The sequence below is a fragment of the Thermus sp. genome (assembly GCF_040290245.1).
GTDB lineage: Bacteria > Deinococcota > Deinococci > Deinococcales > Thermaceae > Thermus_A.
In genome coordinates, this window is record NZ_PSMQ01000047.1 from 1 (window position 1) to 13,944 (window position 13,944).

Annotated in this window: 14 protein-coding genes and 1 pseudogene; 10 read left to right on the forward strand and 5 right to left on the reverse strand. The window is 66.3% G+C overall.

The genetic code is table 11. The features are described from left to right. A pseudogene (locus tag C4301_RS07235) lies at positions 1-347 on the forward strand (tRNA (guanine-N7)-methyltransferase); the annotation flags it as partial. Positions 348-356: 9 nt separating this feature from the next. Next, complete coding sequence (locus tag C4301_RS07240; protein WP_352414427.1) at positions 357-1,424, forward strand: MalY/PatB family protein; 1,068 nt, start codon at positions 357-359, stop codon at positions 1,422-1,424. A gap of 41 nt (positions 1,425-1,465) precedes the next feature. On the opposite strand, the gene C4301_RS07245 is transcribed toward C4301_RS07240, so the two are convergent. After that, positions 1,466-1,927 carry an Hsp20/alpha crystallin family protein gene (locus tag C4301_RS07245; protein WP_352414428.1) on the reverse strand — a complete coding sequence of 154 codons (462 nt, stop codon included), beginning with the start codon at positions 1,925-1,927 and terminating at the stop codon, positions 1,466-1,468. 95 nt (positions 1,928-2,022) lie between these two features. Between C4301_RS07245 and C4301_RS07250 the strand changes: the two genes are divergently transcribed. Genes C4301_RS07250 through C4301_RS07260 form a run of 3 tightly spaced genes read left to right on the forward strand, consistent with a single transcriptional unit; the run spans position 2,023 to position 4,033 of the window. Next, positions 2,023-2,712 carry a sulfurtransferase gene (locus tag C4301_RS07250; protein ID WP_352414429.1) on the forward strand — a complete coding sequence of 230 codons (690 nt, stop codon included), beginning with the start codon at positions 2,023-2,025 and terminating at the stop codon, positions 2,710-2,712. Beyond that, positions 2,709-3,320, forward strand: coding sequence for an MBL fold metallo-hydrolase (locus tag C4301_RS07255; protein WP_352414430.1), 612 nt, complete (start codon positions 2,709-2,711; stop codon positions 3,318-3,320). Before C4301_RS07250 ends, C4301_RS07255 begins: the two co-directional genes overlap by 4 nt. Then, positions 3,308-4,033: a zinc ribbon domain-containing protein gene (locus C4301_RS07260; RefSeq protein WP_352414431.1), complete on the forward strand. Its 726-nt coding sequence runs from the start codon at positions 3,308-3,310 to the stop codon at positions 4,031-4,033. Before C4301_RS07255 ends, C4301_RS07260 begins: the two co-directional genes overlap by 13 nt. Here C4301_RS07260 and C4301_RS07265 read toward each other — a convergent pair. After that, positions 4,030-4,458: an OsmC family protein gene (locus tag C4301_RS07265; RefSeq protein ID WP_352414432.1), complete on the reverse strand. Its 429-nt coding sequence runs from the start codon at positions 4,456-4,458 to the stop codon at positions 4,030-4,032. The two genes, C4301_RS07260 and C4301_RS07265, sit on opposite strands and share 4 nt — an antisense overlap. A 114-nt stretch (positions 4,459-4,572) precedes the next feature. On the opposite strand from C4301_RS07265, the gene C4301_RS07270 reads away from it, so the two are divergent. The 5 genes from C4301_RS07270 to truA are packed head-to-tail and all read left to right on the forward strand — an operon-like array spanning position 4,573 to position 9,647. Beyond that, positions 4,573-5,349: a metalloenzyme gene (locus tag C4301_RS07270; protein ID WP_352414433.1), complete on the forward strand. Its 777-nt coding sequence runs from the start codon at positions 4,573-4,575 to the stop codon at positions 5,347-5,349. A 44-nt stretch (positions 5,350-5,393) separates the two neighbouring features. Then, the gene (locus tag C4301_RS07275; protein WP_352414434.1) at positions 5,394-6,374 is read left to right on the forward strand and encodes an iron ABC transporter substrate-binding protein; all 981 of its coding nucleotides are present in this window, start codon (positions 5,394-5,396) and stop codon (positions 6,372-6,374) included. A gap of 5 nt (positions 6,375-6,379) precedes the next feature. Beyond that, a complete protein-coding gene (locus C4301_RS07280; protein ID WP_352414435.1) occupies positions 6,380-7,915 on the forward strand; it encodes an ABC transporter permease in 1,536 nt (511 codons plus the stop codon). Beyond that, entirely contained in the window at positions 7,897-8,952 is a 1,056-nt protein-coding gene (locus C4301_RS07285; protein WP_352414436.1) for an ABC transporter ATP-binding protein, read from the forward strand. Before C4301_RS07280 ends, C4301_RS07285 begins: the two co-directional genes overlap by 19 nt. Further along, the gene (gene truA, locus C4301_RS07290; protein ID WP_352414437.1) at positions 8,928-9,647 is read left to right on the forward strand and encodes a tRNA pseudouridine(38-40) synthase TruA; all 720 of its coding nucleotides are present in this window, start codon (positions 8,928-8,930) and stop codon (positions 9,645-9,647) included. The genes C4301_RS07285 and truA overlap by 25 nt, the downstream gene beginning before the upstream one ends. Here the strand turns inward: truA and C4301_RS07295 are convergent. The 3 genes from C4301_RS07295 to C4301_RS07305 form a co-directional block, all read right to left on the reverse strand. Continuing rightward, on the reverse strand, positions 9,644-10,828 hold the full coding sequence (locus C4301_RS07295) for an ABC transporter permease (RefSeq protein WP_352414438.1): 1,185 nt from the start codon (positions 10,826-10,828) through the stop codon (positions 9,644-9,646). The two genes, truA and C4301_RS07295, sit on opposite strands and share 4 nt — an antisense overlap. Positions 10,829-10,836: 8 nt before the next feature. Further along, positions 10,837-11,847: an ABC transporter permease gene (locus C4301_RS07300; protein ID WP_352414439.1), complete on the reverse strand. Its 1,011-nt coding sequence runs from the start codon at positions 11,845-11,847 to the stop codon at positions 10,837-10,839. Between the two features lie 70 nt (positions 11,848-11,917). Continuing rightward, positions 11,918-13,783: a peptide ABC transporter substrate-binding protein gene (locus tag C4301_RS07305; protein ID WP_352414440.1), complete on the reverse strand. Its 1,866-nt coding sequence runs from the start codon at positions 13,781-13,783 to the stop codon at positions 11,918-11,920. Positions 13,784-13,944 lie beyond the last annotated feature (161 nt).

Below are 13,944 nucleotides of genomic sequence, written 5' to 3' on the forward strand. Positions count from 1 at the left end.
CGCCCTTCCCCCCTGTCCGGAGGTACCCCATGCCCCATGCGCTTTTAACCGGAGAACTCCCCGAAACCCTGCCCGTGGCCAAACGGGTCCGGCCCCTGGACCCAGGAGCGGTGGTCCTCCTCGAGGTGGCAAAGAAGGCGGACGGGTTCTATCTCCTCACCCGCGTGGAAGAGGAGGATCTGGTCCAGGACCTTCTTTTGGAGGTCAGGAAGAGCCAGAAGGGCGTGTACGCCGGCCTGGCCCGCTTCGGGGCCCCTCTGGTGACGGAGGGGGTCCAGAAGGCCGTGGGGTTCCTCGTGGAGATCCTAGAAGACCAGGGGCTAAAGGCGGTCCAGCGCTCCTATTAAGATGGGGGCATGCTTCCGAACCGGAAGGAGTCCTTGAAGTGGAGCGCCTACCCGGAAGGGGTCCTCCCCCTATGGGTCGCGGATATGGACTTTCCCGTGGCCGAGCCCATCCGCAGGGCCATCCTCGAGCGGGCCCAGGGGCATCTGGGCTACCCGCCTCGAGAAGGGGACCCCGAGCTTAAGGAAGCCCTCCTTAAGCACTATGGGCTTTCCGGGGAGGTCCTCTTCCTCCCCAGCGTGGTGGACGGGTTGTACCGGGCGGTCCAGGCCTTCAGCGCGCGGGGGGAGGAGGTGATCAGCCTCTTGCCCATCTACCCCCCCTTCCTCTCGGCCATCCAAGACCAGGGCCGGAAGCTCCTCCCCCTTCCCCTGAAGCCTGAGGCAGGGCGGTACCGGATGGACCTGGCGGCGCTCAAGGCCCGGCTCACCCCCGGCGTCCGCCTTCTCCTCTTCTGCCAGCCCCACAACCCCACGGGCCGGGTCTTCACCCGGGAGGAGCTCGAGGCGCTCGCCCACCTCGCCCGCGCCCACGGACTCATCGTCGTCTCGGACGAGCTCCACCGGGACCTGGTCTACACCCCTCCCGCCCCCTCCTTCGCCGAGGCCCTGCCGGAGCGGAGCCTCATCCTCCTGGGGCCGGGCAAGGCCTTCAACCTGGCGGGGCTTCCCCTGGGGGCGGCGGTGGGGCCCAGGTACCTGGTGGACCGGCTCCGGGAAGCCTTCCACCACCTCCCGTTTCCCAACGTTTTGGCCCAGGCGGCCTGGAAGGCGGGGCTTTTAGAAGGGGGGGCCTGGCTCGAGGAGACGCTGAGGACCCTCCGGGCCAACCGGGACCGGGTGGCGGCCTGGGCCCGGGAGGCCGGCCTGGAGCACCTCCCCCCGGAGGGGACCTACCTGGCCTGGCTCGGCACCCCCATCCCCCAGGCGGGCCGCTTCTTCCTGGAAAGGGCCCGGGTGGCCCTGAACCACGGGGAGAGCTTCGGGGGCGAAAGCCGCTTCGTCCGGCTCAACTTCGCCACCTACCCCGGGGTCTTGGAGGAGGCCCTGGACCGGATGGGAAAGGCTTTGAGCGGTTAAAAAGCCCCCGCCGGGGCTTTCCCGGCGGGGGGGTTAGGCCCTTACTGGACGATCTCCACGGGGATCCGCTTGGCCCGGGCCTCCGCCACCTTGGGCATGGTCAGGCGGAGCAGGCCGTGCCGGAACTCGGCCTTGGCCTGGGAAGCGTCCACCTCCACCGGCAGGGTGAAGGTCCGGACGAAGCTCCCGTGCGGGATCTCCTGGAGGTAGTACCGGCGCGCCTTGGCGTCCTCCGCGGGCTTGACCTGGCCCCGGACGGTGAGCTTGTTGCCCTCCACGCTCACCTCCAGGTCCTCAGGGGCCAGACCCGCCACGGCCATCTCCAGGATCAGGGCCTCGTCCGTCTCGTAAAGGTCGGCGGGCGCCACCAGAACCGAGGGCCGGACAAACTCCCCCAGGGTCTCCTCCACGAGCCGGTTGAAGTCCTCAAAGAGGGAAAGGGGACCCCAGGTCCTGAAGGGCGTGATCTCGGTCGGACGCGCATCCCTACGCACCAGGGCCATACCTATCACCTCCAGCCTCACTTATATCACATGAGCCGGAAGTTGTCAAGTCTCCTGACCAAAGCAGGCTAATTGGAATGCGGTACAATGAGCCTATGCCTATCCCGGATGCCCTTCTCATAGACACCCGGCCCAAGGCGGCTTACGAGGAAGGCCACCTCGAGGGAGCCTGGAACCTGGACCTCTCCGGCCCCAGGCCCAGGCTCCGCTCGGAGGCCGAGATCGAGGCCCTGGTCCAGGCCCTTCAGGAACTCCTCGGGCAGATGGGCTACCGGGAGCGGGTGGTGCTCTACGACGAGGGCCTGACCAGCCGGCTGGCCCGGACCGCCTTCCTTTTGGGCCTGGCGGGGGCGGAGGTGGAGCTTTGGACCGAGGGGTGGGAGGAGATGGCCACCTCCACCCTTCCCCCCCGGGCCGAGCCCACCCAACCGGGCCTCACCCCCCGCCGGGACTGGCTCCTCACCGCGGACGAGGCGGCGAACCACCCACGGCTTCTGGACGTGCGGAGCCGGGAGGAGTACGAGGGCCGGGTCCACCCCCCCTGCTGCCCCCGGGGGGGGCGGATCCCCGGGTCGGAAAGCGCGCCTTTAGAGCTTTTCTTTGAACCGGGAAGACTCCTGGAGCGCCTGGGGCTCAGGCCTGAGGAAGAGGTGGGCGTCTACTGCCACTCCGGGGCCCGGAGCGCGGTGGCCTTCTTCGTTTTGAGGAGCCTGGGCGTAAGGGCGAGGAACTACCTGGGAAGCATGCACGAGTGGCTTCAGGAGGGGCTGCCCGTTCTGCCATGAGCCCTTTACAGCTGGTGGTAGGCCCCCTGGCGGAAAACACCTACCTGGTCAGGACGCCCGAAGGCCCCGTCCTCATAGACCCCGGGGACGAGGCGGAGCGCATCCTGAAGGCGGCCAAGGAGTCCGGGATCTGGCCCAAGGCCATCCTCCTCACCCACGCCCACTTTGACCACGTGGGGGCGGTGGGGCCCTTGGTGGAGGCCTTAGACCTCCCCGTCTACCTCCACCCCCTGGACCTCCCCCTTTACCGCCTGGCCCCGGAGCTGGCCCAGGCCTTTGGCCTCCGCATCCCCCCTCCTCCCCTCGAGGTCTGGCCCTTAGAGGAGGGGATGTCCCTTTACGGCTTTACCGTCTGGCACCTGCCCGGCCACAGCCCCGGGCACGTGGCCTTCCTAAGGGAAGGGGAGGTCTACTCGGGGGATCTCCTTTTCAAGGGGGGCATCGGCCGGTACGACCTTCCAGGCGCGGACGGGAAGGCGCTTTTCGCCTCCTTGAGGCGGCTTTTCTCCCTTCCCGCCCAAACCCGGGTCTACCCCGGCCACGGCCCCCCCACCGACCTGGCCACGGAGGCCCGCACCAACCCCTTCCTTATAGAATGGGAAACGTGAACGGGGCCGAGGCGCTCGAGGCGCTTTTCAGACTGCAGGAAAAGGACCTGGAGCTGGACCGGCTGAAGCGGGAGGCCGAGGAGCTTCCCCAGGAACTCGTGGAGGTGCAGGCCCAGTATAAGCGCCTGGAGGAGAGGCTCACCGAGCTTTTGGAGCGGCAGGCCGCGCTCCAAAAGGAGTACACCCGCCACAGCCTGGACATCCAGGACCTGACCCAGAAGGAGCGGCAGGCGGAGGAGGAACAGAAAAAAGCCCAGTCGGCCCGGGAACAGACCCAGTACGAAAACCGCATCCAGCAGCTTAAAGACCGCATCCGTGAGCTGAAAGAACTCTCCAAGCCCCTCGAGGACTCGATTTTGGACCTGGAGGAGGAGATCGAGGCCCTCAAGGAGGAGCTCTCTGCCCTTAAGCCCCGGCTCGAGGCGCTTCTGGAGGCCAACCGGGTCCGGGTGGCGGAGCTGACCTTGGTCATCGAGGCGAAGACGGCGGAAAGGAACCGGATGGCCGAGGGCATCCCCCAGGGCCTCTTAAAGGAGTACGAGGCCATCCGCCGCGCCCGCCGGGGCACGGGCATCGCCCGGATGCTCCAACAGGGGAACACCTTCCGCTGCCAGGGGTGCAACGTCGTCTTGCCCACGCACGTGGCGCAGAAGGTCATGCAAGGGCAGCTCGTCCGCTGCCCCTCCTGCGGCCGCCTGCTCTTCAAGGGCTAGACCAGGCGGGCCTCCAAAACGATCTCTGGAACCCCCGCCAGGGCCCGGGACACCGGGCAGCCTTTTTTGGCCTCCTCCGCAATCTCCAAGAACCGCTCCGGGCTGATCCCCGCCACCTCGGCCTCGGTCACCAGATGGATCCGGGTGAGGCTGAAGCCGCCCTCGGTCCGCTCCAGGTGAACCCGGGCCTCGGTGGAAACCCGCTTCGGGGGGTACCCCGCCCGTTCCAAGGCCACGGAAAGCGCCATGGAGAAGCAGCCCGCATGGGCCGCGGCGATGAGCTCCTCGGGGTTGGTCCCTGCCCCCTCCTCAAAGCGGGAGGCAAAGGAATAGGGCCCTTCAAACGCCTGGCTTTGGAGCCTCATCGCCCCGCGGCCTTCCCGTAACGTCCCTTCCCATACCGCACTCGCCTTGCGCACCAGCATAGTTTCCTCCTCAGGACCCACCTTACCCTAAGCAGGCCGGGGAAAGAGGGCAAGGCTCACAGTCTCCCGCCCCTTTTTGAGGCCTCTGGCCCCGGAGGCCCTTATCCTGGAGGAGTGCTCTTCCTTTTTGTGGACGGGCTAGGCCTAGGAGGGGCCCTGGAGGAGCTGTTCCCCTTCCTGCTCACCCTGAACCCCCAGGCCGTGGACGCCACCTTGGGGGTGGAGGGGCTACCCCAGTCGGGCACCGGCCAGACCAGCCTCCTCACCGGGGTCAACGCCGCAAGGCTTCTGGGCCACCACCAGGGCCCCTTTCCCTCCCCCCGGCTGAGGCCCCTCCTCAAGGGAAGCTTGTACAGTTGGGCCATAGGGGTGGGGCTCAGGGTCCACCACGCGAACGCCTATCAGCCCGAGTATCTGGAAAGAGCCATGAAAGGGAGGCGCCTCCTCCTTTCCGCCTTTGCCCAAAGCGCTCTTCTGGCGGGGCTTCCCCTCCTCCCTTTGGGCCACCCTTTGGCCCTCCGCCCCGGGTTCTGGGAGGACCCCTACCGGGAAGGGGCCCAGGCCGCCCGGATGAGCCGGGCGGTGGACCTTCTGGTGCTGGAGTACTGGGCCTTGGACCTTGCAGCCCACCGGGCGCCGGAAGACCTGCCAAACCGCTTCCGCGAGCTCACCCTCTTCCTGAAAGGTTTCCTCCAAGAAGGGGGGGAGCTCCTCCTCACCTCCGACCACGGAGGCGCCGAAGAGCCCTGGCACTCCCGCCACACCCTGAACCCTGTACCGCTCCTCTACACCGGCCTCCTTCCCTTTGTACCCCAGGATCTGACGGGGGTTCTACCACTATTGCAAACGATTCTCGTTCCTAAACTAAATAAATCCGAGCGGAATACTTGACTTTTCCCTCCCCCTCTGGTACCCTCCTCCATGGGAGGTGACCGATGAAGCGAGTGCTTTTCAGCGTCCTATCCCTTCTGGTGCTGGCTCAGGCCCAGTCCCTGACCGTGTACACCGGCCGAGGCCAGGGCCTGGTGGACCCCATTGTAAAGCAGTTTGAAGCGGAAACCGGCATCAAGGTCCAGGTCCGCTATGGTACGGACGCCCAGATCCTAGCCGCCCTTTTGGAGGAGGGCCGCCGCTCTCCCGCGGACCTCTTCTGGGCCAACACCGCGGGGGCCCTAGGGAGGGCCACGGAGGCGGGGCTTCTTGCCCCCTTGGGCCAGGCCCTGCTCTCGAGGCCCTTGGCCTTTGTCCCCGAATCCAAAGCCTGGGTGCCCCTGACCGTGCGGCTTCGCGTTTTGGCCTACAACCCGCAGAGGCTGAAGGCGGAGGAGCTCCCAAAGAGCATCCTGGACCTTCCCCGCTTCGCCCAGGAGAAGGGCCTAAAGGGCCGGATCGGCTGGACCCCCACCTACTCCAGCTTCCAGGACATGGTGGCGGGGATGATCGCCCTTTACGGCGAGGCCAAAACGCGGGAGTGGCTCCTTTCCATGAAGGCCCTCGAACCCAAAGCTTACGCCTCCAATCCGGCCATGCTCGAGGCCATGCGGGCGGGGGAGATCGACCTCGCTTCAACCAATCACTACTACCTGGTTCGGTTCCAAAGGGCTGGGTACAACCTGGGCCGGCACTTCTTCCAAGACGGCGACGCGGGGAACCTGGCCTTGGTCACGGGGGCGGGCGTCCTGAAGACGAGCAAAAACCTCCCCGCCGCCACCCGGTTCCTCTCCTACCTCCTCTCCAGCAAAGGCCAGCAGTTCTTCGCCAGCGAGATCGGGGAGTACCCCGTGGTGAAGGGGGTGGTTTTGGGGCCGCAGCTTCTACCCCTGGAGGAGGCCTTGAGGAAAAGCCCGAGGCTCAACTTTGAGAAGCTGGACCTCGAGGCCGCCCTTAAACTCCTGAGGGACCTCGGAATCCTCTAGGCGGGATGCCCCACCGGCTTCTCCCCCCCTGGCCTTTCCTCCTCCCCGCCCTTCTCACGGGCGGGGGGGTGGTTCTCCCCCTGGCCTACCTGGGGGTGCGGGCTTTGGAAGCCAGGCCCGGGGTCCTTCTGGACCTCCTCAGCCGGCCCAAAACCCTGCAGCTTCTCACCAACACCCTGGTCCTCCTTCTGGCCGTCCTCGTCCTCACCACCCTTTTGGCCCTCCCCTTGGCCTGGCTCACCACCCGGACGGACCTTAAGGGCAAGCGCTTTTTCGTCCTCCTCCTGGCCTTGCCCCTTGCGGTGCCGGGGTACGTGGGGGCGTACACCCTTCTCGCCGCCACCGGACCGGGGGGGCTCCTCCCCCTGCCCAGGCCGGAGGGGTTCTGGGGCGCCGCCTGGGTCCTTACCCTGTTCACCTACCCCTACCTCTTCCTTAACCTCAGGGCGGCCTTCCTGGGCCTGGACCCCGGCCAGGAGGAGGCGGCCCGCACCCTCGGCCACCCTCCTTTCTCCGTCCTCCTTCGCGTCACCCTGCCCCAGCTTTTCCCGGCCTTTCTTTCCGGCTGGCTGGTGGTAGGGCTCCACGTTTTAGGGGACTTCGGGGTGGTGAGCCTCCTCCGGTATGAGACCTTCTCGTACGCCATCTACCTCCAGTACAACGCGGCCTTTGACCGGACGTACGCCGCCGCCCTCGCCCTTCTCCTTCTGACCCTCACCGGGGGGCTTTTAAGCCTCGAGGCCTTCCTCCTTCGTCGCCATGTGATAAGCCGGGTGGGGAGGGGTTCGGGGCGCGCCGTCCAGCCCGTGCCCTTGCACGGCCTCCGGGTCTTAGCCCACCTGGCCCTCCTCCTCCCGCCGTTCCTGGCCCTGGGCTTCCCCCTGTACACCCTCTTCCACCTCGCCCGCCGCTTCCCGGGAGGTGGGCTGGAGGCGGTGGGCCTGGCCTTCGCCCACTCGGTTTTGGCCGCGGGGCTGGCCGCGCTCTTGGCCGTCGCCATGGCCCTTCCCATCGCCTATACCGGGGTACGCCACCCTTCCTTGTTCAGCCGCCTTCTGGAACGGGTGGCCTACCTGGGCTACGCCACCCCGCCCTTGGCCTACGCCCTGGCCTGGATCTTCCTTTCCCTGCGGCTTTTTCCCTTCCTTTACCAGACGCTCCCCCTCCTGGTTCTGGCCTACGGCTTCCACCTGATGGCCGAGGGGCTAGGCCCCATCCGGGCCGCCCTTTACCAGGTCCCCCCCCGCCTCGAGGAGGCCGCCCGGACCCTGGGCCGGACCCCGGTCCAGGCCTTCTTCCAGGTCACCTTTCCCCTGCTTTGGCGGGGTGCGGCCGCGGGAGGGGCCCTGGTCTTCATGGCGGGGATGAAGGAGCTGCCCCTCACCCTTCTCCTAGCCCCTCTGGGGTACACCACCTTGGCCGTCCGCGTTTTCGGATACACTCAGGAGGCTATGTTCGCCGAGGCCGCGCCCTTCGCCCTCCTCATCGTTCTCCTTTCCGCGGCCTTCGTGGGGGTTTTGCTGTGGAGCGAGAGGCGCTGAGGGTCGAGGGCTTGAAAAAGCGCTACGGGGGCCTCGAGGTCCTCGCGGGGGTGGACCTCTCCTTGAGGGAAGGCGAGATCCTGGCCCTGCTTGGGCCCTCCGGTTCAGGGAAGACCACGCTTTTGAGGCTGATCGCAGGCCTGGAAAGGCCGGACGAGGGGCGGGTTTTCCTCTTTGGCGAGGAGGTGACCCGGCTGCCTCCCGAGAAGCGGGGCCTCGGGGTGGTCTTCCAGGACTACGCCCTTTTCCCCCACCTCACCGCCTTGGAGAACGTGGCCTTCGGCCTTAAAGGGCAAGGGCGGAGGGAGAAGGCCCTGGCGGCTTTGGAACGGGTGGGCCTCACGCTGTTCAAGGATCGGAAGCCCCATGAGCTTTCCGGGGGCCAGCAGCAGCGGGTGGCCCTGGCCCGGGCCCTGGCCCCGGGGCCCAAGGTGGTGCTTCTGGACGAGCCCTTCAGCAGCCTGGACGCCGGTCTCCGGGCGGCCACCCGCGAGGAGGTGCGGGCGATCTTAAAGGGCCTGGGCACCGCCGCCCTCCTGGTCACCCACGACCAGGAGGAGGCCCTCTCCTTCGCCGACCGGATCGGCGTGCTAAGGGGAGGCCGGCTCGAGCAGGTGGGTCCCCCCGAGGAGGTCTACCTGCGGCCCAAGACCCCCTTCGTGGCCCAGTTCCTGGGCCAGACCAACCTCCTCCCCGGGGAAGGCCAGGGCGGGTACGCGGAAACCTGCCTGGGCCCTGTCCCCTTGAGCGAACCCCGGGAAGGCCCCCTCCTCCTTTCCCTCCGGCCGGAGGCCCTGCGTCTGGGCCCGCCGAAAGAGGGGGGGGTGGTGGGGCAGGTCCTGGCCCGGGCCTTCAAGGGCCACGACCTCACCTACCGCGTCCGGCTCAAGGACCGGGAGATCCTGGTCCAGGAGGGGCCAGGGGCACCCTATAAGGAGGGGGACTGGGTGGGGGTCAAGGTGGTGGGCCAAGGGGTCCCCCTTTCCGAGGGCCGGTCGCTTAAAGTGGAGGCGTGCGAAGGGTCCTCCTCCTCGTAGAGTACGACGGCACGGGTTTTGCGGGCCTCCAACACCAGCGCCCAGGCCTGAGGACCGTGCAGGGAACCCTGGAAGAGGCCCTCGCCCGGCTTGGAGGGGTTCCCAAGGCGGTGGCGGCGGGTCGCACCGACCGGGGGGTCCACGCCCTCCGGATGCCCTTCCACGCGGACCTCCCTGAGGCCATCCCCCTAGGCCGGCTTCCTTGGGCCCTCAACCGATACCTTCCGGAGGACGTCAAGGTGGTGGAGGCCCGGGAGGCCCCCCCCGGATTCCACGCCCGTAAGGACGCCAAAAGCCGCACCTATCTTTACCGGATCCTCGTCCGAGAGGCCCCGGTGGTCCTGGAGCGGCACCGGGCCCTCTGGGTCCGCCCCCCTTTGGACCTCGAGGCCATGCGGGCTGCCCTGCCCCTGCTCGAGGGGACGCACGACTTCTCCGGGTTTGCCGTCCGGGAGGAACGGGACCCCCTCCGGACCCTTTTTTACGCTGGGATGGAAAAGCGGGGGGAGGAGGTGCGGCTTTTCTTTAAAGGCCAGAGCTTCCTCCGGGGCCAGGTTCGGGGAATGGTGGGGGCCCTTGTGGCCCTGGGCCGGGGCCGGCTTTCCCCGGAGGCCTTTCGGGGCATCCTAAAGGGTGGGCGGAGCCCGGCCTGGGCTCCGCCCGAAGGGCTCTACTTCCTCGAGGCCGAGTACTAAAGCCGGCTCCTCGGGTCCAAAGCGTCCCGGAGGCCATCCCCCAGGTAGTTGAAGGCCAAAACGGTGAGGAAGATCATGAACCCGGGGGGAAGGGCGAGCCAAGGGGCGGTGAAGATGTACTCCTGGGCATTGGTCAGCATGTTCCCCCAGGTGGCCACCGGGGGCTGGATGCCGAAGCCCAAAAAGGAAAGCGCCGCCTCCACCAGGATCGCGCCCCCGATCTGCAAGGTGGCCTGAACGATCAGGGGGGCCAGGGTGTTCGGGACCAGGTGGCGGAACATGATCCGTCTATCCGAGGCCCCCAGGGCCTGGGCGGCGGTGGCGTAGTCCTGCTCCCTTAAGGAGAGGATATTCCCCCGGACCAGCCGGGCCGTCCCCAGCCAGCCGAAAAGGACGAGAATCGCGATAATGATGAAGACGCTTGCGGCGTCCCCAAACACCCCTTGGGCCCACTGCCCCACCTTGACCTGGGGGTCGCGAAGCAGGGCGGAAAGGACGAGGAGAAGGGGCAGGGTGGGGATGGTCAGCATAAAGTCGATCAAGCGGCTGATGGCGATGTCCAGATCCAGCCGGATCTGGCCGCGAAGACCGTAGACCGCCGCCCAGGCCACAAAAAGGACCGCCAGGCCAAACCCCAGGTAGCTGCCCGCGCTTTTCGCCGCCAGGCCGTCCTTGCTCAGGGCCCAGGCGATGGTAAGGACCAGATACAGCGCCCCGTAGTACAGCGCCCAGGAGAAGACCCGCCAAAGGGTAAAGCTAAGCGGCCAGAAGCCCTGCTCCTCCCGCCGGAAGGGGCCCAGGTAGAACCGAAGGGGCCGGCCGGAGAAGTACCCGGCCAGGGTGCCCATAATCGTCCCCAGGATCACGCTGGAAAGCGCCACCGCAAACCCCACCAGAAGGGAGATGCGGCTCCCGTAGATGATCCGGGAAAGGACATCCCGGCCCAGGTCGTCCGTGCCTAAAGGGTGCTCCCTCGAGGGCGGTTGGAAGTAGTACTGGCCCACGTCCGACCCCGTGGGCTGGGCGGTGGGGTCATAAGGGGCAATCCAGGGGGCGAAGACGGCCATGAGCACCAGGAAAAGGATCACCACCAGGCTGGCCATGGCCATCCGGTGCCGCTTGAACCGCCGCCAGGCCAAGGCCCAGGTGGACTGGGATTTCTGCGCCGCTGCACTCACCATGGTTCACCTCAGCTGTACCGGATCCGGGGGTCCACCACCGCGTACATAAGGTCGGCCAGAAGGTTAAAAAGGGCGGTCATGAGGGCCAGGAAGGCCAAAGACGCCATGGCCACGTTGTAGTCCTTCTCCACCAGGGCGTCAAAGATGGCCCGGCCCATCCCAGGGTAGCTGAAGATGGTCTCGGTGATGGTGGCCCCGCCCAAGACCCCCGGGATGGCCAGACCCACCAGGGTCACGATGGGGATAAGGGCGTTCCGGAGGGCGTGCTTGTAGAGGACCACCCGCTCGGGAAGGCCCTTGGCCCGGGCGGTGCGGATGTAATCCTGGGAGAGCACCTCCAGAAGGCTCGCCCGCATAAACCGGGTCCACTCGGCCATCTGGAGGTAGGAAAGCGCCAGGACGGGCAGGGCAAGGTGCCACGCCCACTGGCCGAGATAGGTGCCCAGGCTCACCGCCCCAGAGCGGACATCCTGCCAAAGGTACGGGGGCACCCCTCCCGTGGGAAACCGGGGAAAGCCGGGGATGAGCTCGGGCAGCTTGATGGCAAAGAGGTAGAGGAGCAGGATGCCCATGAAGAAGACCGGCATGGAGAAGCCCATGAAGCTCAGGAAGGTGATGGTGTAGTCCGCCAGGGTGTACTGGCGCACCGCGGAGAAGACCCCCACGGGGATGGCCACCAAAAGGGCCAGGGTCAGGGCCAGGCCTGAGAGGAGGAGGGTTTTGGGAAGGCGCTGGACGAAGATGTACTCCGCCGCGGGGATGCCGTAGGTGCGGCTGTAGCCGAGATCCCCATGTAAGGCCCGGTTCAACCATTTGAAGTAGCGGATGTGCAGGGGCTGGTCCAGGCCATAGGCCTTTTTTAGCGCCTCAAACTGCTCCGCCGTCATCCGGGGGTTCTGCCTTTTCAGTTCCTCCAAAGGGTCCCCCGGCTGGAGGGCCAAAAGCGCATAGATGACCACCGAGGCCGCCAGCAAAAGGGGAACCATCTGCAAAAGCCGTCGGACCGTGTACGCAAACACCTCTACCTCCTGTTTTCCGCCTCAAAAAGCCCGCGGGGCTTCCCCCGCGGGCCCTACTATACCACCCGGCCTACTTGATGGAAAGCGCGTACTTGGCCTGGTCCCACTTCTTCACGGCGCCCCGGCTCTCCCAGCCGATCTCCCAGGCGTTCCAGCCGGGGTAGCCGAAGCCGCCCGCGTAGGCGCTGGCCACGTAGTTCACCAAGCCCTTCCGCACCACGTAGGGGTTGGAGCGGAAGTATAGAGGCAGGGCGGGAAGCTCCTCCGCCCAGATCCCCTGGGCCCGGAAGAAGAGCTCCTTCCTCTTGGCCTCATCGAACTCCAAGACCCCCTGGCTGGTCAGCCGGTCGAACTCGTCGTTCCGCCACCCGCCGATGTTCTGGCCCTGGTAGTTGTTCTCCTTTGTGGGCACCATCACCGCCCCGGTGTTCAGGTTCTTGTACTGGAAGAGGGAGCCGTCTTCGGCGAGGCTGGAGACCCAGGCGAACTCGAACATCCCCGTCCACTTGCATTCGCTGGCCCGCTGGATGAAGTCGTCCGCGAAGACGACCGCGCTCGGGGCGTTGTTGATCTTGATGGCGATGCCCACCTGCTTCAGGTTCTCGGCGAAGAACTGCTGGGTGCGCTCGCGGATGGCGTTCCCCGCAGTGGTGACGTACTCGATCTCAAACCGCACCGTCCGGCCGCCCACCGTGCGCTGGAGGATGCCGTCGGGGCCCTTCCGCCAGCCCATCTGGGCGAGAAGCTCCTCCGCCTTCTTGGGGTCGTAGGGGTACTTCTTCAGGTTGGGGTTGTGGAGGGGGTTCACCGGGGCGATCCAGGTGTTGGCCACGGGCTGTAGGCCGTCAAAGAAGGCCTTCACCAGGCCCTCGCGGTTCATCGCGTAAAGAAGGGCCTGCCGGGTCCGTGGGTCGTCCAGGCCCAGGTCCTTGACCGTCTGGCAGTTGGAGAACTTGTTGATGTCGATGTGCTCCCAGATGGCCCCCGGGACGAACCAGATGTCAAACCGGCCGGGGGCGCGGAAGGTGAGCTGGCGGCTCCTGGCCTGGTCAAAGGTAAGGGAGACGCCCGAGGTGGCGTCAATGCCCCCACCGATCACCGCCACCAAAAGGGAGTTGGTGTTCTGGATGAAGCGGTAGGCGACCTTCTGAACGTACTTGTCCGCCCCTCCCTGCGGGATGATGTGGAAGTTGGGGTTGCGGACCATCTCGATGGAGTTGCCGGGAACCCAGCGGCTGAGCCTGAAGGGGCCGGAGTAGACCATGGCGCCCCGGTTCAGGGCCTGGGGGGTGGAGAACTTGAGGAAGAAGCCCCGGTAAAGCTCGTTGAGCTTCTCCGCGTCCTTGTCGGGGTCCAGCTTGGCCGCCTGGGCCTTTACCTTCTCCCACTCGGGCCCCATGATGTGCTTGGGGGCATACCCGATGGGGGAGCCGTAGGTGTCGTAGTAGTAGGCGGGCTCAAAGGTCACGGTGAAGTTGTACCGGTCCTTCACGGTGAGCTTCACCCGCTCCCAGTAGTCGGGGTTCAAAACCGGCATCCCCTTGGCCTTCCCCACCTCGTAGTAGAAGGCGATGTCCTCGGTGGTGATGGGCTTCCCATCGGACCACTTGAGGTCCTGGCGGAGGGTGAGGTCCATCTCGATCCGCTTCTTGCCCCCCCCGATGTCCGTCACCCGGAGGCGCTTGTTCTGAAGGGTGGGCACCTCCGTGACCATGACCGCCTGGTTCTCTGTGTCCGCGTTCAAGGTGATCAGGGGAGAGAAGAGGTAGTTTTCAATCTCCGACTTGATAGCCTGGTTGGAGATCACGGAAAGGAAATCCCCCGCGAGCACCCTAGGCTCCTGGGAAGCCCCGATGATCAGGCTGTTGTCCTGGGGCCCCGCCAGGGCTAGGCCCAGAGCCGTTATGCCGAGTACAGCCAGCTTTCCTACTCTCATACCGCCTCCTTTCATGCGTGGCAGGTTCTTTGCCGAGACCATTATATGCTCCCCCGGGTGAGCGTCAAGATGGGGTCCGCTCAAGGGGGTTTAACCAAGCCGGAGGGGCCCAGGCCCCCCCGGACAACCCCCTACCCCCTTAGTGGCCGCAGGACCCCCCA

Bases quoted from the DNA above. Each gene is read 5' to 3' on its own strand.
- C4301_RS07240 (WP_352414427.1), top strand. From the start codon at position 357: ATGCTTCCGAACCGGAAGGAGTCCTTGAAGTGGAGCGCCTACCCGGAA.
- C4301_RS07245 (WP_352414428.1), bottom strand. From the start codon at position 1,927: ATGGCCCTGGTGCGTAGGGATGCGCGTCCGACCGAGATCACGCCCTTC.
- C4301_RS07250 (WP_352414429.1), top strand. From the start codon at position 2,023: ATGCCTATCCCGGATGCCCTTCTCATAGACACCCGGCCCAAGGCGGCT.
- C4301_RS07255 (WP_352414430.1), top strand. From the start codon at position 2,709: ATGAGCCCTTTACAGCTGGTGGTAGGCCCCCTGGCGGAAAACACCTAC.
- C4301_RS07260 (WP_352414431.1), top strand. From the start codon at position 3,308: ATGGGAAACGTGAACGGGGCCGAGGCGCTCGAGGCGCTTTTCAGACTG.
- C4301_RS07265 (WP_352414432.1), bottom strand. From the start codon at position 4,458: ATGCTGGTGCGCAAGGCGAGTGCGGTATGGGAAGGGACGTTACGGGAA.
- C4301_RS07275 (WP_352414434.1), top strand. From the start codon at position 5,394: ATGAAGCGAGTGCTTTTCAGCGTCCTATCCCTTCTGGTGCTGGCTCAG.
- C4301_RS07280 (WP_352414435.1), top strand. From the start codon at position 6,380: ATGCCCCACCGGCTTCTCCCCCCCTGGCCTTTCCTCCTCCCCGCCCTT.
- C4301_RS07295 (WP_352414438.1), bottom strand. From the start codon at position 10,828: ATGGTGAGTGCAGCGGCGCAGAAATCCCAGTCCACCTGGGCCTTGGCC.
- C4301_RS07305 (WP_352414440.1), bottom strand. From the start codon at position 13,783: ATGAGAGTAGGAAAGCTGGCTGTACTCGGCATAACGGCTCTGGGCCTA.